The organism is Bradyrhizobium sp. USDA 223, from assembly GCF_044909005.1.
Lineage (GTDB): Bacteria > Pseudomonadota > Alphaproteobacteria > Rhizobiales > Xanthobacteraceae > Bradyrhizobium > Bradyrhizobium yuanmingense.
The window spans coordinates 3,497,656-3,514,528 of record NZ_JBIYDR010000001.1; the positions used below are offsets into that span (position 1 = coordinate 3,497,656).

Below are 16,873 nucleotides of genomic sequence, written 5' to 3' on the forward strand. Positions count from 1 at the left end.
GGAACGCGCAGATGTTGGACAATGGAGACAGCGATGTTCCAGAACGAAGCAACCCGTATCACCGCGATCGCCGAATCCTCCAACTCGTCCATTAACACTCGCGATTGCTCGACATGCTAGGTTCTCGCCGGTATCGGAACATGTCTCGTCAGGGGAAGCGCAACCCCTTAACCCTTCCATGATCGCATCCATTCTCCAGTTCATGCGGCGCGACGTCACGCGCGGTGTTGCCGGGACCATCCTGCTCAAGGTCGGCAGCGGCGTGCTCGCGTTCGCATTGTTCTCGCTGGCAGCGCGGACGATGTCGCCTGTCGGCTTCGGCATCTTTGCGACCTGGCTTTCGGTCGCGCAGATCGCAGCCGTCGTGGGACTGGTCGGCCAGGAATCCTTGCTGGTGCGATTCCTGAACGAATATCAGGTCGGCGAAAGGCCGGACCTTACCAAGGGTGTCCTCCAATCGAGCTTGAAGATCGCCTCGCTCGCAATGCTGATCGTGATCGGCGGGATCGCGATCGGCGCGAGCATGAGAGGCGACTGGTGGCTGCTGATCCTTGCGGTGTCGGCCTACACGGCCGTCAATGCCGGATTGATGCTCGGCAGCCAGATCGCGCGCTCACTGGTCAGCATTCTCATGGGCGAAGGAAACCGCGAGTTCCTTTGGCGAGCCATCGTCGTCGTGTTCCTGCTCGTCATGCTGCTCGCCCATCGCCAACTCGATCCAGCCGAGATGTTCGCGGCGATGTCGATCGCCATGTCGGTTGGCCTTGTTGCGCAGATCGTATCCGTCGCGCGCGTGCTGCCGGATCTGCGCAGTACGCCGGCGCGCTCGGAGACGTCACGCTGGCGATCGAGTGCCCTGCATTTCTGGCTCGCATCGATCCTCGAAGTCGCCAACCAGTATCTCGACGTCATTCTGGTCTACTGGATGCTGGATCCGACGACCGCGGGAATCTACTTTGCCGCTTCGCGCCTCGCCAACATCTTCGCCATGGTGTCCGCGGCACTGTACACGTTCGGGGCGCGCCGACTCCCGTCGCTGTATTTCAGCAATAACCACGGGGAGTTCGAGCGGACCTCGCGCTTGATGGCGGAAGTCACTGCGCTCTGCGTCGGCGCCGGTCTCGCCACGATCTGGATCGGCGGCCCCTATCTCCTCAACCTGTTCGGACCTCATTTCGCCGAGCAGCATTCGGTCCTGATCGTGCTCGCAATCGGAACCGCCATCCAGGCGGCGGGCGGCCCGTCTGCTGCGATCCTGCAACTGACCGGCCACGAACGAATCTATGTGCCGGTGGTCGCCGCCAACGTCGCACTGCGGCTCGTCGGCTTTGTCGTCCTGGTCCCCTTCCTCGGCGTGCTTGGCGCGGCGGTTTCGACGACCGTGTCGCTGGCGCTCGCGACCATCGCCCTGAACGTCCTCTGCCGCCGGCGAAGTGGCGTGGATCCTTCCGTTCTCGTGCTGTTGCGCTTCGCAGCATCGAGGCGCGGCAATTACGCAGTTCGCAGCGCGGAATCGCGTGACTAGGTGTCATCACATGCCGCTGGGGTCGCCGCAAGACCGATTGGTTAACGTGCCAGCCGGGAACCAGCGGAAATGCTGCGCGAACGACGTCGTCGCCATGGAGCCGTATTAACTCCGTTTGTTGCTAGGCGGTGTCCGCGGGATACCCCCATGATAGGTACGAAGTTAAGAAGGTGAACATTTCCTTTCTTTAGCGGGTCGGGATCCGTGCTCCACTATCAGTCGAACAAGGACTTGGGCGAGACGAGCGCGACGACACCTGCGCGGCCGAACGGCGGTGGGCGAAAACTCCACGTGCTTCTTGCGCAAACCCAGGCCGAGAACGCCGGTGCACAGGAGATCTCCCGGCTGCTCGGCGCCGGGCTGACCGCGCGCGGTCACCGGGTCACCAACCTGTTCTTCTTCCGCAAGTCGGACTCCTTCGACGAGCCGCCCGCGACGCTCTACTGCGCGCCGAGCCGGCCGGGCAATCCGCTGGCGCTGCTGCGGATGCTGTGGACGCTCGGCCGCCACATCAGGGCGACCAGGCCCGACGCCGTCCTGACCTTCCAGCATTTCGGCAACGTCATCGGCGCCGGCGTCACGCGCCTCGTCAGCGGTGCGCCCGTCGTCGCCAATCAGGTTTCATCCGCGCTGGCGATGAGCTGGCCGGTCCGCACCGCGGACATCGCCATGGGCAGCCTCGGCTTCTTCGACTGCATCACGCTCAATTCGCAGGACATGGAGCGCGAATATTCGCGCTACCCCGCCGCCTACCGGTCGCGCATGGTGCATGTGCCGCACGGCTTTGACGACAAGGCCCTCACCCTGTCGAAGGAGGCTGCACGACGTCAATTCAACCTGCCGCCGGACCGCGTCCTGCTCGGCTGCGCGGCACGGCTGCATCCGCACAAGCGGCTCGATCTGGCGATCGGTCTGCTGCCGGCTCAACCGTCCTGGCATCTTGCGCTGGCCGGCCAGGGAGCCGACGAGGCCCGGCTGAGGCAGCTTGCGAACGAGTTGAACGTCTCGGACCGTCTGCATTTGCTTGGGGAGATTCCTCCTGGCCGGATGGCGGACTTCCTTGCTTGTCTCGACGTGTTCGTCTTTCCGACCCAGGCCGAGACCTTCGGTCTGGCCGCGGTCGAGGCCGCCAACGCCGGTGTTCCCTCCGTCGTGACCGATCTTCCCGTCCTGCGCGAGGTGTTGTCCTACGAGGGCAGACGGACTGCACTCTTCGTCGATGCCTCCGATCATGCGAAGCTCTCCGCGGCGGTCTCCAGGCTGGTAACCGACAAGCAATTACGTGACGAGCTGCGACAAAACGCCAAAGGCCTGCGGCTGCGCTATTCGGTAGATGCCATGGTCGAGGAATACGTCCGGATTCTCGACCGGGTCGTTTGACGTGATGCGTCGGAACAGATTGGCTCGACATGATCATCGAGTTTCGCTGTGAACGTGACTACGCGCGGCGCTGGATGGACCGCAGGACGCTGTCGGTCGACGGCCGGGACGTGCCGGTGCAAGTTGCATGGACGGCAACGGCAGAGCCGCGGCCGGCAGGTCTCGATGCGCTGTTCGAGCTCGAACGCATCGTGTTGCACAAGGGCAAGCAGAGCGGCGCCGACAGTCTGACGATCAGCTCCGAACCAGCACGGGCGAGCAACGGCACCGCCGACGTGATCGTCGATTTCACGAATGCCCCGCGCGATCCGGCGAGCCCGGCCCGGCTGTATCTGCGGCCGCTGTTCAACGGCGTCGCAGGCGAAAATGCCGCGCTCGCCGCCATCCTCGCTGGCGATCTGCCCGTGATCGAGATCGTCAACGAGATCGACGGTTCGGTCCTCGACCGCGGCCATCCGTCCGGTGAGATTGCTGCGGGCCTCAGTGGTGCGCTCGAAACGGTCATAGCGCGGACCCTGACCATGCTGGCGGCGATCCTGTCGGGAAGGCCTCGCATCGTGCCGCACCTGCCGCGCCCCGCTTCAACTGTCCCGCGCCGCGGACCCGTTGGCTACGTGGCGCGCGGCCTTGCCGTATCGATCGCCAAGGAGATCTATCGCCTCTGCTGCTATGCCCCGCATTGGCATGTCGGATGGCGCTTCAACGACGGCCCGGGCGTCTGGCAGACCGGAGACCTGTCAGGTCCAAGCTGGAACGTTCTGGGAGATCCTGGAAACCACTTCTACGCCGATCCCTTTCCCGTCACGTGGCAGGGACGGACCTTCGCCTTCTTCGAGGATCTCGATCACCGTGTCGGAAAAGGTATCATTTCCGCGATCGGGTTCAACGACGCGGGGCCGATCGGCGAGGTGATGCCGGTGCTGGAGGAGCCCTGTCACCTCTCCTATCCGTTCCTGATCGAGGACGATGGCAAGCTGTGGATGATCCCGGAGAGCTCGACCCGCGGGGACGTCGCCCTCTACAAATGCACTCGGTTTCCGGACAAATGGGAGCGATACGCAACGCTCCTTTCCGGCCTCGAGCTGGCCGACGTCACGATCACGCGCCACAACGGCCTGTATTATCTGTTTGGCGCCTGGCGCGACGGAACGGGTGGCTATTCGGATTCGCTGGCGATCTATTACGCCGATCGCCTCCTGGGGCCCTGGTTGCCCCACGCCAGCAATCCAGTCTTGATCGACCGCGCCAGCACGCGGCCGGCAGGAAACTTCGTCACGCTCAATGACAGACTGTGGCGGCCGGTCCAGGATTGCACCGACGGATACGGCGCAGCGCTTGCCCTGGCGGAAGTGGTCGAGCTGTCGCCGACGGCATTCAAGCAGGTCGTCCGCCACACTCTGAAACCCGGACCGGCATGGCCGGGCAGGAAGCTGCATACTTTGAACCGCTGCGGACGGCTCGAGCTCATCGACGGATCGCGCGTCCAGCCCAAGACCAGTCTCTTTACGAGCGCAATTCCATCGACCGTGTCACCTGCGCGAACCAATCCCTCCACCGCGCGCTAAGGGCGATGCAACTGGGATGAACGTCAGCGCGCTTTAGCAATCAGCACGGGACCCGCGCGGGGCGGCGGCGCTCGAGCCGCCGCCCCGTCAGATCTCCTGCTTTTTGAGGCGCCCCAGCAACGGGCGATGCCTTACTGTGAGCGATCCGAGGTCCAGCCCTTGTACTCGGCGACGTTGTCCCTGGTCACGAGCTTGGACGGGAGCAACTCGACGGTCGAAGCCGGCTTCTGGCCGTTGAGAATGCCGACGCCGACCTGCACGGCCCGCCGCGCCATGAAGAACGGGTCCTGCGATGCCGAGGCCTGGATCTGCGGCGACTGCGGATCTTTCAGCGCGGCCTCGATATCGGGCGCGCCGTCGACGGCGGTGATGATCATGCCGGTTCGGTTCTGCTGGCGCGCCGCAAGGTCGGTGCCGATCGCCTGCGGATCGTTGATGGCGAAGATGGCGTCGATCTTGGGGAAGCGGGTCAGATAACCCTGCGCGACGGTGAGGCCGCCCTCGCGCGAGCCCTTGCCGTCCTGGTCGCTGGACAACACCTTGATGCCGGGATTCTTCGCGAACACGTTCTTGCAGCCGACCACACGGTCGATCACGGCGGAGACCTGCGGCCCGTTCTCGATGATGACGTCGCCCTTGCCGCCCAATTTGTCGACGATGTACTGGCAGGAGATCTCGCCGGCCTGCACGTTGTTCGTGGTCACGGTGGCATCGGCGCCCTCGGCCGCGGTGTCGACCGCGACGACGACGATGCCCGCGGCTTGCGCCTTCTTGATGGCCGGCCCGATCGCCTTGGGGTCGCCGGGATTGAGCAGGATCAGGTCGACGCCGGCGGCGATGAAATTGTCGATCTGGGTGACCTGCTTGCCGAGGTCGTATTCGAAGCCGACCGTCGTGATCTTCACGTTGGGATTGGTCTTCTTGGCCTCGAACTCGGCGCCCTTCGACAGCGCGACGAAGAACGGGTTGCCCATCGATCCCAGCGAGACGCCGATCGACTTGAGCTCCTTGGCGAAGGATGGTGCGGTGGTCAGGGCAAGCGCCATGGCGGCGCCGGCGAGCATGATCGTCTTCAACATGGACTTCCTCCCTGGTCTGTCTTCGTCCCCGGCGCGGCAGACCAGTTGCCGCATCGGAATCTCGTCTCAAGCCATGCGCACGCCGCTGCGCGCCAGGCCTCTCACGTTCTCGCGGAGCCTTGCAGCCGGTAGCGGTCCAGCGCCACGGCACCGATGATCACCAGGCCCTTGATCACATATTGCCAGATGTCGGAGACACCGATCAGGATGAGCCCGTTCGAGAGCACGGCGATGATGAGCGCACCCACCAGCGTGCCCCAGATCGAGCCGATGCCGCCGACGAACGAGGTGCCGCCGAGGATCACCGCAGTAATCGCGTCGAGCTCATAGGACTGACCGAGCTGGAGGCCGTTGGCCGCATAGAGCCGCGCCGCCTGCATGGCACCCCCGAGCCCGGCGAAAAGTCCGGAGATGCCGTAGACGAAGATCAGGACGGCCCAGACCTTGATGCCGGCCAGCCGTGCTGCGCTCTCGTTTCCGCCCACGGCATAGATATGCACGCCCAGCACGGTTCGGCGCAGCACCAGCCAAGAGACGAGAATGACGAGCAATGCGATCACCGAGAGCCACGGGATCGACGCGACGCCGGGAATGAGCGTCAGCGAGCCGTTGCCGATGAACGCGTAGGGAATGGAGGGATTGAACACGGTGGTGTCGGCCCCGAGCAGCCGCGCCAGGCCGCGCACCGCGGTGAGCGAGCCGAGCGTGACGATGAAGGGCGGCAGGCGAAGCAGCGCAATCAGCGCGCCGTTGACGATGCCAAAGACGAGGCCGGTGAGCAGTGCCGCCGGCAGCCACAGCATCCCGAGCTCCGGCATCTTGGAGAGCGTCAAACCCGCCATCGCGGAAGCTGCGAGGATCGAGCCGACCGACAGGTCGATGCCGCCGGTGAGGATGACGAAGGTCATGCCGGCGGCGAGCACGGTGTTCACAGCGGCCTGCTGCAATACGATGCCGAGATTTTGTCCGGTGAAGAAGCGGCCTTCCGACAGCACGTTGAAGCCGATGCAGAGGATCAGCAGCACAGGCAACATGCCGAGCGCGCTAATCAGCATCCTCATCCGCTGGCGTCTTGTTTCCGCAGCAGCGCCGTTGGTCGTCGTCGATGCCGGCTTTGCCTCCACAGCACCATTGTCAGGCATCGAGATGCTCCATCCCCGTGGCAAGCCCCATGATGTCTTCCTGCGCCAGCGGCGAATGCGGACCGCGGCTGACCTCGCCGGCAATGTGCCCGGCACGCATCACGATGACGCGGTCGCAGATGCCGATGATCTCGGGCAGATCGGACGAGATGACGAGGATCGCGGTGCCGGCCTTGGCGAGGTTGTCGATGATCGAATAGATTTCCGACTTGGCACCGACATCGACGCCGCGCGTCGGCTCGTCGAGAATCAGGACCTTCGGCGCGATGGCGAGCAGCCGCGACAGCAGCACCTTCTGCTGGTTGCCGCCTGACAGGCCGCCGGCGGGAACGCCGGCATTGGCGGCGCGGATGCTGAGGCCTGCAAAGGCGCGGTCGGCGCGCTCGCGTGCCTTGTCGCGGTCCAGAAACCAGCCGAGCTTCGCATCGCGGCCGAGCACGGCCAAGTTGATGTTGTCCAGGCACGACATGTCGAGAAACAGGCCGAGCGCCTTCCTGTCTTCCGTCAGATAGGCGATGCCGGCCTCGAGCGCCTCGCCCGGAGTGCGGATCTCGACCGGACGTCCCTCCAGCTCGAGCCGGCCGGAGGTTTTCGGCGACGCACCGATGATGAGATGCGCAAGCTCGGTGCGACCGGCGCCGATCAGGCCGGCAAGGCCGACCACCTCACCGGCATGCACGGTGAGCGAGCAGCCCTTGACGCGCCCGCCATCGGCCATGTCGATCGCCGCGAGCACGGGATGCCCCCGCCCCGCCTCCGGATCATGGTCCTTCTTGTAGAACGAGGAGACGTCGCGGCCGACCATCAGCCGAACGATTGTGTCGGCGCGGATCTCGGGCTTGTCGAGCGAACCCACCAGGCGGCCGTCGCGTAGCACGGTGACGCGATCGCCGAGCGCATAGACCTCGTCCATGCGATGCGAGATGTAGATGATGGCAAGCCCTTCAGCGCGAAGCTGGCGGATCAGCGCGAACAGCCGCTCGCTTTCGGCGGCCGACAGCGAGGTGGTCGGCTCGTCCATGATGAGGATTTTGGATCTGACGTGCAGCGCACGCGCGATCTCGACCAGCTGCCGCTGCCCCATGGACAGATGCGCGACCAGCGTCGAGGGCAGGAAGTCCGCGCCTAGGCGCTTCAGGATCGGGCCGACGCCCTCGCGCATGGCGCCGCGCGCCAGCAAGCCCGATTGCGATATCTCCCGTCCCAGATAGATGTTCTCGGCAACGCTGAGATTGGGAGCGAGCGACAGTTCCTGGTAGATGATGGAGATACCCGCCGCGCGGCCGCCGAGCGGACCTTCGATCCGCACGGTCCTGCCCTCGATGCGGATCTCGCCGCCCGGATCAGGCCGGTAGGCGCCGGACAGGATCTTCATCAGCGTCGACTTGCCGGCGCCGTTCTCACCCATCAGGGCGTGAATTTCGCCGGGATAGACGGTGAGATCGACGGCCCGCAGCGCCTTGATGCCGAAGAAGGTCTTCGAGACCCCGCGCATCTCGAGGATCGGATCGTTCATCGTGCCTCCCGGCGCACAATGCGTTTCCTACCCGCGTCTCGTTTTCTCAGCAACGCGGTTTGCTCATTAAACAAAAGCGGGTGACGCAGGGCAATACCGAAGGCGAATATACCGAAGTATGCAAACCAGATTGGGCCAGCTAGTGGCGCGGCCGATACAGGTCGCGCCAGGCGGGAAGCCGTTCGGCGTAGGCATCGACCAGTGCAGCGTCGGGCTCGAATGTTTCGATGCGCTGCGGCTGCATGCATACGTCACCGATTGCCTCACCCGTGACAGCAAGCCGCCCCAATCTCGCCGCACCGAACGCGGCGCCGGTTTCACCTCCGGCAAAGCGATGGATCGGAATGTTCAGCACGTTCGCCAGCACCGCGAGCCAGAAGGCAGAGCGCGAACCGCCGCCAATCACGTCCGCTTCCGCAATCCCGATGCCGGCATCCGCGAGCGCATCGCGGCAATCGGCAAGCGCGAAGGCAACGCCTTCGAGCACCGCCTGCACGATCGCCGCGCGATCGATGCCATGGCTCAGACCATCCAGCATGCCGCGCACGACGGGGTCGTCGTGCGGCGTCCGCTCGCCGGCGAGATAAGGCAGGAAGCTCACTGGCGACGGCGCCTGCGGTCGTGCTCCAAGCGGCGCCAGCAGCTCGGCCTCGGTGGCGCCGAACAGGCGCGCGAGCCAGGCGAGGCAGGAAGCGGCCGAGAGGATCGCGCCGGCCTGAATCCACATGCCGGGAATGGCGTGGCAGAACGTGTGCACGACACGGTCGGGATTGGCGGCGATCCGGTCGGTCGGGACCATGAGCGCACCTGAGGTTCCCAGCGACACGAAAGCGGCTCCCGGCCGGATTGCGCCGATGCCGATGGCGCCCGCGGGATTGTCGCCGGCCCCGCCCGCGATCACCGGCTGCCTGACCATGCCCCAGCGCCGCGCGAGCTCCCTGCGCAATATCGTTGCGGGCGCGCATCCCTCGACCAGGCGCGGCATGTGCTCGCGCGACAAGCCGCTCGCTGCCAGCGCTGCGTCCGACCAGTCGCGGCGCGCGACGTCGAGCCATAAGGATCCCGAGGCATCCGAGACGTCCTCGACGGCCTCGCCCGACAGCACCAGTCGCAGATAGGCCTTTGGCAGAAGGACGAGTTTCGTCGCCGCGAAGATCTCGGGCTCATGCGCGGCGATCCAGAGCAATTTTGGCGCGGTGAAGCCCGGCATCGCCTTGTTGCCCGTCACCTCGCGCAAGGCGGGCCAGCGTTGCTCCAGGACACGGCACTCAGTCGCAGAGCGTCCGTCGTTCCAGAGGATGCAGGGCCGCAGCGGCCTCAAGCTCGCATCGAGCAGCGTGGCGCCATGCATCTGGCCGGACAGCCCGATGCCTGCGACCGCTGCTAACGCATCGGCATGCGACGCCTTGAGGGCATCCAGCGTGGCGAAGGTCGCATCGATCCACTGCGCCGGATCCTGCTCGGAATAGCCCGGTTGCGGCGAGACGGTCGCGAGCGACCGGCTCTCGCTTGCGATCACGCGCTGGGCATCATCGACGAGAACCGTCTTGACCGCCGACGTGCCGAGATCGATGCCGAGATACATGCTGCTTCCGCTCACTTCGCCGCGTCGATCCAGATCCCTGGCTCTGAATGCTCCCGGATGTAGCTGACGAGGAAGTCGGAGAACACCCTGATCTTGGCCGGCAGCCTGACGCGGTTCTGATAGGCGATGTTCATGGTGAGCAACGGCAGCTGCCAATCGCTCAGGACAGGCACCAGCCGCCCAGCCGCGATATCGCCCTGCACGATATAGAGCGGCTGGATCAGGATGCCGAGCCCCGCGCGCGCCGCGCCACAGATGATCTGGCCGTCATTGCTGTCGAGCGTCGGCGCGATCCGGATCGTCTGCGTCGTGCTGCCCTGGCTCAGCCGCAGCGAATAGGGATCATTGGCGAGGTTGTAGATCAGCATGTTGTGGCGGGCGAGATCGGCGGGATGTTCGGGCCGGCCGTGCTTCTCGAGGTAGGAGGGAGCGGCCGCGAGCACGCGGTGCATCTGACCGATGCGGCGGACGACGATGTTTGAATCCGGCTCGTGCTCGCGGGTGCGGATCGCAACGTCGATGCCGGCCTCGATGAAATCGAGGTAGCGGTTCGCGCTGATGATCTGCACGCTGAGATCAGGATAGAGCGCGCGGAAGGCGGGCAGCATCGGCGCGAGATAGATCATCGCAAAGGAGAGCGAGCTCGTCACGCGCAGCATGCCCTTCGGCGACAGCGCGCGGTCGGAGACGGCGTCCTCGGCCTCGGCGAGCTCGTTCAGAAGCGTGCTGCACCGCTGCAGCAGTTCCTGTCCCGCTTCGGTCAGCCATTGCCGGCGCGTGTTGCGCTCGATCAGCCGGACCGCAAGCCGCTCCTCCAGCGCACTGAGATGGCGGCTCGCAGCGGCGTTCGACATCCGCAGTATTTCGGCGGCCTTGGAAAGGCTGCCGAGCTCAGCGGTTTTGGAGAAGACCTCGAGTTGAAGCAGCCGGTCCATTTTTGCGAAAGGAGGAAAAGAGACTTACAAATATTGACCTTTATTTCCGTTTTCTGCAAGGCAAAATGGTGCCAACAAAGCACCATTGCAGGCGAGGAAATCAGGAAATGTCGGGCCCGATCAGGCACATCGTGATGTGGCGACTGCGCGGGGAGACGCCCGCGGAGCGCTCGGCCGCCCGGCTCAAGGTCAAGACCTTGTTCGAGGGCCTCAAAGGCCGGATCGACGGCCTCACCCATATCGAAGTCGGCATGGACGTCAGCGCGGTCGATTACGCCTGCGACGTGGTGCTGTTCTCCGAATTCACGGACCAGGCGGCGCTTGCGGCCTACGCCAACCACCCGGAGCATCTGCGTGTGCGCGAGGCGCTGGGCGACTTGCGGATCGGGCGTTTCCAGGTCGATTATCCCATCAAAGAGACCGGCGCATGATCGGTTCGTTCACCTTCGAAAACCTGCCCTGCCGCGTCGTGTTCGGCAGCGGAACGCTGGCGAGCGCCAGGGCCGAGGTCGAGCGGCTCGGCGGCAAGCGTGCGCTGGTGTTGACGACCCCGCAGCAGGAGGCGCAGGGCAAGAGCCTCGGCGCAGCGCTCGGCCCGCTCTATGCCGGCATCTTTTCCGGCGCCACCATGCACACGCCGGTCGAGGTCACGCAACGCGCGCTCGCGGTGATGAAGACATGCGAGGCCGATTGCGTCGTCTCGCTCGGCGGCGGCTCGACCACCGGGCTCGGCAAGGCTTTGGCCTTGCGCACCGGCGTCAACCAGCTCTGCATTCCCACCACCTATGCCGGCTCGGAGATGACGCCGATCGTCGGCCAGACCGAGAACGGGCTGAAGACCACGGTGCGCGATGCGGCCGTGCTGCCGGAGACCGTGATCTACGACGTCGACCTGACGCTGACGCTGCCAGCGAGCCTCGCCGCGACCTCCGGCATCAACGCGATCGCGCATGCGGTCGAGGCGCTGTACGCGCGCGACGCCAACCCTGTCACCTCGCTGATGGCCGAAGAAGGCATCCGCGCGCTGGCGCGCGCTTTGCCCGCCATTGCCGCCAAGAGCGACGATCGCGAGGCCCGCACCGAGGCGCTCTATGGCGCCTGGCTGTGCGGTGTCTGCCTGGGCACTGTCGGCATGGCGCTGCATCACAAGCTCTGCCATACGCTCGGCGGCACGTTCGACCTGCCGCACGCCGAAACCCACACCATCGTGCTGCCGCATGCGCTGGCCTACAACGCGCCGGCTGTGCCCGACGCGATGGCGCGGATCGCGCGCGCGATCGGCGCGGCCGACGCATCGGAGGGACTTTTCGATCTTGCGAAGCGACTGGGTGCGAAGGTCGCGCTGCGCGATGTCGGCATGCCCGAGAGCGGCATCGACAAGGCGGCCGATCTCGCCGTCACCAACGCCTATTGGAACCCGCGCCCGCTCGAGCGTGGCGCCATTCGCGAGTTGATTGCACGCGCCTGGGCGGGCGAGCCGCCAAGCGCCATCAAAGCGGCAGCGTGAGACGATGCGGCGCACGCTGATCAGATCGGCCATTGTCATCAGCATGGATGACGCGATCGGCGATCTCTCGGCCGGCGATGTGCTGGTCGAGGGCAGCCGGATCGCCGACGTGCGTCCGTCGATCGACGCAGCGGCCGACACGGAGGTCGTCGACGGCACCGGCCGCATCGTCATTCCCGGCTTGATCAACGCACATATGCACACCTGGCAGACCGGCTTGCGCGGCTTTGCCGCGAACTGGACGCTCCTGGAATATTTCCGCCGCATGCATGCGGGCCTCGCCACCGTGTTCCGGCCCGACGACATCTACATCGCAACCCTTGTCGGCGCGCTGAACCAGATCAATCACGGCGTCACCACGCTGGTCGACTGGTGCCACAACAACCCGACGTCGGACCATACCGACGCCGCCGTGCGCGGCCTGATCGAAAGCGGCATCCGCGCCGCGTTCTTCCACGGCTCACCGAAGCCCGAGCCGAAGCCGGGCGAGCCGCATTTCTCGGAAGTGCCGCATCCGCGCCGCGAGGTCGAGCGGTTGCTGGCGGGTCCCCTCGCCGACCGCAATGGACTCGTCACGCTCGGGCTCGCCATCCTCGGTCCGCATTATTCGACGCTCGACGTCGCCATGCACGATTTCCGCTTGGCGCGGGAGCTGAACCTGATCGCATCGATGCATCAGGGCGGCGGTCCGGCGAAGACGCCCGGCGGCTGGGAAAAGCTGCTCGAGGCCGGCCTCGTCGGCCCCGGCATCAACATCGTCCATGGCAACGATCTGCCCGATGATCTGCTCGATCGTCTCGTCGATCTCGACGTATCGTTCTCGGTGACGCCCGAGAACGAGATGATCCAGGGCCATGGCTTTCCGATCACCGGCCGCCTTCTGAAGCGCGGCGTGCGGCCGACCATCGGCATCGACTTGGAATCCGTGCTGGCCGGCGATCTCCTCTCCGCCGCGCGCGTTTCGCTGTCGATGCAGCGGGCACTAGACAATGCGGAATCGCGCAAAGCGAGTGGCGTCATTCCGGCGACGACCACGATTCCCGTGCGCGAAGCGCTGCGCTGGGTCACGACGGAAGGCGCCCGCATGCTCGGCCGCGAGCACCAGATCGGCTCGCTGACGCCGGGCAAGCTCGCCGACCTCGTCATCATCAACGCCTCCGATCTCAATCTTCATCCGGTGCATGACCCGATTGCAACTGTCGTGATGCAGACGAGCCTCGCCAACATCGGGGCCGTCATGATCGGCGGCGTTTGGCAGAAGAGGAACGGCCGGCTGCAGGTCGAGGGACTGGAGACGAAGAAGGAGCTGCTGGCGCAATCCGGCCGGCGGCTGGTGCAGGATATCGAACGACAGGGACGCGCCGCCTGAAGGCGCCAATGGACCAGAACAATGGCTGACGCTCTGAAACAAGTTGCTTTCATCGGGATCGGCAAGATGGGCTTGCCGATGTCGGTGCTCGTCGCGAAAGCCGGCTACACCGTCACCGCGTTCGATCAGAGCGCGGCGAGGATCAGCGAGGCTCGCGCGCAGGGCATTGGGAGTGCCGCCTCGCCGGCAGAGGCCGTGAGCGGCAAGGCTGCAGTGATCACGTCCCTGCCCGACGACGCCGCTTTGCGCGGCGCATTGCTCGGCTCCGCCGGCCTGATCGCCGCGATGGCGCCCGGTGCCGTCTTGATCGAAACCAGCACCGTGAGTGTCGAAGCCTCGGCTGAGGTTGCGGCCGCCGCGCAGGCACGCGGCATTTCCTATCTGCGCTCGCCGGTCTCCGGCAATGCCAGCATCGTGCACACGGGCGCGCTGACCTGCTTCGTCTCGGGGCCGAAAGACGCCTTCGACGGCGTAAAGCAGCTGTTCACAGCTTTCACCCGCGCTCAGACCTATCTCGGCCCTGCCGAGGAAGCGCGCTACGCAAAACTCTCCGTCAATCTGATGATCGCGGTGTCGGCCGCGATGATGGCCGAGAGCCTGGCGCTAGCGCGCAAGGGCGGCATCGCCTGGCAGGACATCCTTAAAGTTCTCGACGACAGCGCCGTCGCCTCGCCCATGGTCAAGTACAAGACCGCACCGCTACGGACTCGCGACTTCGAGTCCACCTTCTCCTGCAAGCAGATGGCCAAGGATCTCGACCTGATCCTGGGCGCCGGCCACGCTGTCGGGGTCCCGCTGCAGCTCGCCGCGCAAGTGCGCGAGACCTATGGCGCGCTGGTCGCGCAGGGCGAAGGCGACACGGACTTCATCGCGACGGTCAAGCATCTCGAACGGCTGTCCGGCCTCGGCGAACCAAAACCCTGATCGCGGAGATACACATGCGTAACTTCAACGAAAACACGATCACGGACGCGGTTCTGGAGCGGATCGCGGGCGCGACCGATCCGCGTATCAAGCAGGTGAGCGAAGCGCTGGTGCGGCATCTTCACGCTTTCGTCCGCGAGGTGCGGCCGACCCAGAAGGAGTGGGAATACGGCATCGACTTCCTGACCCGCACCGGGCACATGTGCAACGACAAGCGCCAGGAATTCATCCTGCTGTCGGACACGCTCGGCGTCTCCATGCTGGTCGACGCCATCAACCATCCGGTGCCCGAAGGCGCGACCGAGACCACGGTGCTCGGGCCGTTCTTCGTCCAGGCTGCGCCCGAGAAGGACAGCGGCGCTGACATCTCCGGGCCGATGGATGGCGATCCCATGCTGGTCACCGGCTCGGTCTCGACCGTGGACGGAAAGCCGCTCGCCGGCGCCATCGTGGACGTCTGGCACTCCGACGACGACGGCTATTACGACGTGCAGCAGCTCGATGAGATCGGCGATCTCGCGATGCGCGCCCGCTTCCACACCGACGCCAACGGCCGCTTCCATTTCTGGTCGATCAAGCCGGCCGCCTACCCGATTCCGCATGACGGACCGGTCGGCGAGATGCTGGAGGTGCAGGGACGCCATCCCTGGCGCCCGGCGCACGTGCACTTCATGATCTCAGCGCCCGGTTTCGAGCAGCTGGTGACGCACGTCTTCGTTGCCGGCGACCAATATCTCGACAGCGACATCGTGTTCGGCGTCAAGGACAGCCTGATCCGCGACTTCGTCCGTCATCCGGCCGGCCGTGCGCCGGATGGTCGCATGGTGGAGCGCGACTATTTTCATCTCAACTATGATTTCGGCCTGAAGCAGGTCGCAAGCAACGCAAGAGCCGCTTAAGCTCAACAACGGACCAACAAGAGTCCGTAAGACAGGGACGGGAGCTGAGGATGGGACCGCGGATCAGCACGGGCATTGTGGCCGAGCGCCTTGCCGGCATGATCGGTCCGCGCGCAAGCGTCGCGCGCGGCGTGCTCGATCAGCATGGGCAGAGCGAGTCGCATTATCGGAGCCTGCCGCCCGACATCGTGGTCTTCCCTGAGACCACGCAGGAGGTCGCGGAAATCGTCAAGCTCTGCGCCGGTGCGGGCATGCCGATCGTCCCGTTCGGCGCCGGCACCTCGCTCGAAGGCAATGCGGCGGCGATCGCCGGCGGCGTCTGCTTCGACTTCGCGCGCATGAACAAGGTGCTCGCAGTGCACGACAGCGACATGGACGTCGTGGTGCAGCCCGGCATCACACGCAAGCAACTGAATGCTGAGCTGCGCAATACCGGCCTGTTCTTCCCGATCGATCCCGGCGCCGACGCCTCGATCGGCGGCATGACCTCGACGCGCGCCTCCGGCACGATGGCGGTGCGCTACGGCACCATGAAAGACAACGTCATGGCGCTCGAGGTCGTGCTGGCCGACGGGCGCATCATCCGCACTGCCCGGCGCGCGCGGAAATCGGCGGCGGGCTATGATCTGACGCGCATGTTCGTCGGCGCGGAAGGCACGCTCGGCGTCATCACGGAGATCACGCTGAAGGTGCACCCGGTGCCGCAGGCGATCTCGGCCGCGGTCTGCAGCTTCGACACCCTGCACGATGCGGTGGACACCGCGATCTCCGTGATCCAGTCCGCGATCCCCGTGGCCCGCATCGAGCTGCTCGATGACGTCATGATGCGGGGCATCAATGCCTACGCCAAGCTCGGCTATCGCGAGGCCCCCACGCTGTTCTTCGAATTCCACGGCTCCGAAACCTCCGTCGCCGAGCAGGCCGAAGCCGCGCAGGCGATCGCAGCCGATCATGGCGGCCATGGCTTTGCCTGGGCCAAAGCGCAGGAAGACCGCAGCCGGCTCTGGCATGCCCGCGACAACACGCTCTATGCGGGCCTCGGCCTGCGCCCCGGCGCACGCGCCGTCATCACCGACGTCTGCGTGCCGATCTCGCGTCTCGCCGAATGCCTGACCGAGACGCGTCGTGACGCGGACGAGCATGGCTTCACCGCGCCGATCGTCGGCCATGTCGGCGATGGCAATTTCCACATGCTGATCCTGATCGACCCGACAAAACCGGAGGAGGCCGAAGGCGCCAAGGCGCTGCAGGCCCGCATGGTCGCGCGTGCCATCACCATGGACGGCACCTGCACCGGCGAGCACGGCATCGGGCTCGGCAAGATCGACTATCTCACCGACGAGCTCGGCGAGGCCGTGGACGTGATGCGATCGATCAAGGCGGCGCTCGATCCCGACGGATTGATGAACCCCGGAAAGATTTTTGCTGGCAGAGCCAAAACATGAGC

Annotated in this window: 14 protein-coding genes; 9 read left to right on the forward strand and 5 right to left on the reverse strand. The window is 65.3% G+C overall.

The window, feature by feature from the left end; translation table 11 throughout:
- Nucleotides 1–178 precede the first annotated feature (178 nt).
- The 3 genes from ABIA40_RS16215 (at nt 179) to ABIA40_RS16225 (ending at nt 4,470) form a co-directional block, all read left to right on the forward strand.
- Complete coding sequence (locus ABIA40_RS16215; protein WP_404542069.1) at nt 179–1,525, forward strand: lipopolysaccharide biosynthesis protein; 1,347 nt, start codon at nt 179–181, stop codon at nt 1,523–1,525.
- A 204-nt stretch (nt 1,526–1,729) separates the two neighbouring features.
- Nucleotides 1,730–2,905 (forward strand): glycosyltransferase family 4 protein, encoded by a 1,176-nt coding sequence (locus tag ABIA40_RS16220; RefSeq protein ID WP_404542071.1) that lies wholly within the window; start codon nt 1,730–1,732, stop codon nt 2,903–2,905.
- Nucleotides 2,906–2,934: 29 nt separating this feature from the next.
- On the forward strand, nt 2,935–4,470 hold the full coding sequence (locus tag ABIA40_RS16225; protein ID WP_404542074.1) for a hypothetical protein: 1,536 nt from the start codon (nt 2,935–2,937) through the stop codon (nt 4,468–4,470).
- A gap of 131 nt (nt 4,471–4,601) precedes the next feature.
- On the opposite strand, the gene ABIA40_RS16230 is transcribed toward ABIA40_RS16225, so the two are convergent.
- The 5 genes from ABIA40_RS16230 to ABIA40_RS16250 all read right to left on the reverse strand — a co-directional run bounded on the left by ABIA40_RS16230 (nt 4,602) and on the right by ABIA40_RS16250 (nt 10,727).
- Complete coding sequence (locus ABIA40_RS16230; RefSeq protein ID WP_197946720.1) at nt 4,602–5,549, reverse strand: ABC transporter substrate-binding protein; 948 nt, start codon at nt 5,547–5,549, stop codon at nt 4,602–4,604.
- 101 nt (nt 5,550–5,650) lie between these two features.
- Nucleotides 5,651–6,691: an ABC transporter permease subunit gene (locus tag ABIA40_RS16235; protein WP_157282642.1), complete on the reverse strand. Its 1,041-nt coding sequence runs from the start codon at nt 6,689–6,691 to the stop codon at nt 5,651–5,653.
- Nucleotides 6,684–8,207: a sugar ABC transporter ATP-binding protein gene (locus tag ABIA40_RS16240; RefSeq protein ID WP_404542078.1), complete on the reverse strand. Its 1,524-nt coding sequence runs from the start codon at nt 8,205–8,207 to the stop codon at nt 6,684–6,686. Before ABIA40_RS16240 ends, ABIA40_RS16235 begins: the two co-directional genes overlap by 8 nt.
- 139 nt (nt 8,208–8,346) lie before the next feature.
- Nucleotides 8,347–9,792 (reverse strand): xylulokinase, encoded by a 1,446-nt coding sequence (gene xylB, locus ABIA40_RS16245; protein ID WP_404546259.1) that lies wholly within the window; start codon nt 9,790–9,792, stop codon nt 8,347–8,349.
- 11 nt (nt 9,793–9,803) lie between these two features.
- Nucleotides 9,804–10,727 (reverse strand): LysR family transcriptional regulator, encoded by a 924-nt coding sequence (locus ABIA40_RS16250; RefSeq protein WP_036005170.1) that lies wholly within the window; start codon nt 10,725–10,727, stop codon nt 9,804–9,806.
- A gap of 107 nt (nt 10,728–10,834) precedes the next feature.
- On the opposite strand from ABIA40_RS16250, the gene ABIA40_RS16255 reads away from it, so the two are divergent.
- From ABIA40_RS16255 to ABIA40_RS16280, 6 genes are read left to right on the forward strand one after another with little or no spacing between them, the layout of a single operon-like run.
- On the forward strand, nt 10,835–11,158 hold the full coding sequence (locus tag ABIA40_RS16255) for a Dabb family protein (RefSeq protein WP_036034831.1): 324 nt from the start codon (nt 10,835–10,837) through the stop codon (nt 11,156–11,158).
- Complete coding sequence (locus ABIA40_RS16260; protein WP_271541125.1) at nt 11,155–12,234, forward strand: maleylacetate reductase; 1,080 nt, start codon at nt 11,155–11,157, stop codon at nt 12,232–12,234. The genes ABIA40_RS16255 and ABIA40_RS16260 overlap by 4 nt, the downstream gene beginning before the upstream one ends.
- Before the next feature lie 4 nt (nt 12,235–12,238).
- Entirely contained in the window at nt 12,239–13,603 is a 1,365-nt protein-coding gene (locus ABIA40_RS16265) for an amidohydrolase family protein (RefSeq protein ID WP_404542081.1), read from the forward strand.
- Between the two features lie 21 nt (nt 13,604–13,624).
- Complete coding sequence (locus ABIA40_RS16270) at nt 13,625–14,527, forward strand: NAD(P)-dependent oxidoreductase (protein WP_404542083.1); 903 nt, start codon at nt 13,625–13,627, stop codon at nt 14,525–14,527.
- Nucleotides 14,528–14,541: 14 nt separating this feature from the next.
- On the forward strand, nt 14,542–15,426 hold the full coding sequence (locus ABIA40_RS16275; RefSeq protein ID WP_404542085.1) for an intradiol ring-cleavage dioxygenase: 885 nt from the start codon (nt 14,542–14,544) through the stop codon (nt 15,424–15,426).
- A 50-nt stretch (nt 15,427–15,476) separates the two neighbouring features.
- Nucleotides 15,477–16,871, forward strand: coding sequence for an FAD-linked oxidase C-terminal domain-containing protein (locus ABIA40_RS16280; RefSeq protein WP_404542088.1), 1,395 nt, complete (start codon nt 15,477–15,479; stop codon nt 16,869–16,871).
- Nucleotides 16,872–16,873 lie beyond the last annotated feature (2 nt).

Excerpts from the sequence above, each read along its gene's own strand:
- ABIA40_RS16215 (WP_404542069.1), top strand. The coding sequence starts at position 179 with ATGATCGCATCCATTCTCCAGTTCATGCGGCGCGACGTCACGCGCGGT.
- ABIA40_RS16225 (WP_404542074.1), top strand. The coding sequence starts at position 2,935 with ATGATCATCGAGTTTCGCTGTGAACGTGACTACGCGCGGCGCTGGATG.
- ABIA40_RS16230 (WP_197946720.1), bottom strand. The coding sequence starts at position 5,549 with ATGTTGAAGACGATCATGCTCGCCGGCGCCGCCATGGCGCTTGCCCTG.
- ABIA40_RS16235 (WP_157282642.1), bottom strand. The coding sequence starts at position 6,691 with ATGCCTGACAATGGTGCTGTGGAGGCAAAGCCGGCATCGACGACGACC.
- ABIA40_RS16240 (WP_404542078.1), bottom strand. The coding sequence starts at position 8,207 with ATGAACGATCCGATCCTCGAGATGCGCGGGGTCTCGAAGACCTTCTTC.
- xylB (WP_404546259.1), bottom strand. The coding sequence starts at position 9,792 with ATGTATCTCGGCATCGATCTCGGCACGTCGGCGGTCAAGACGGTTCTC.
- ABIA40_RS16250 (WP_036005170.1), bottom strand. The coding sequence starts at position 10,727 with ATGGACCGGCTGCTTCAACTCGAGGTCTTCTCCAAAACCGCTGAGCTC.
- ABIA40_RS16255 (WP_036034831.1), top strand. The coding sequence starts at position 10,835 with ATGTCGGGCCCGATCAGGCACATCGTGATGTGGCGACTGCGCGGGGAG.
- ABIA40_RS16260 (WP_271541125.1), top strand. The coding sequence starts at position 11,155 with ATGATCGGTTCGTTCACCTTCGAAAACCTGCCCTGCCGCGTCGTGTTC.
- ABIA40_RS16265 (WP_404542081.1), top strand. The coding sequence starts at position 12,239 with ATGCGGCGCACGCTGATCAGATCGGCCATTGTCATCAGCATGGATGAC.
- ABIA40_RS16270 (WP_404542083.1), top strand. The coding sequence starts at position 13,625 with ATGGCTGACGCTCTGAAACAAGTTGCTTTCATCGGGATCGGCAAGATG.
- ABIA40_RS16275 (WP_404542085.1), top strand. The coding sequence starts at position 14,542 with ATGCGTAACTTCAACGAAAACACGATCACGGACGCGGTTCTGGAGCGG.
- ABIA40_RS16280 (WP_404542088.1), top strand. The coding sequence starts at position 15,477 with ATGGGACCGCGGATCAGCACGGGCATTGTGGCCGAGCGCCTTGCCGGC.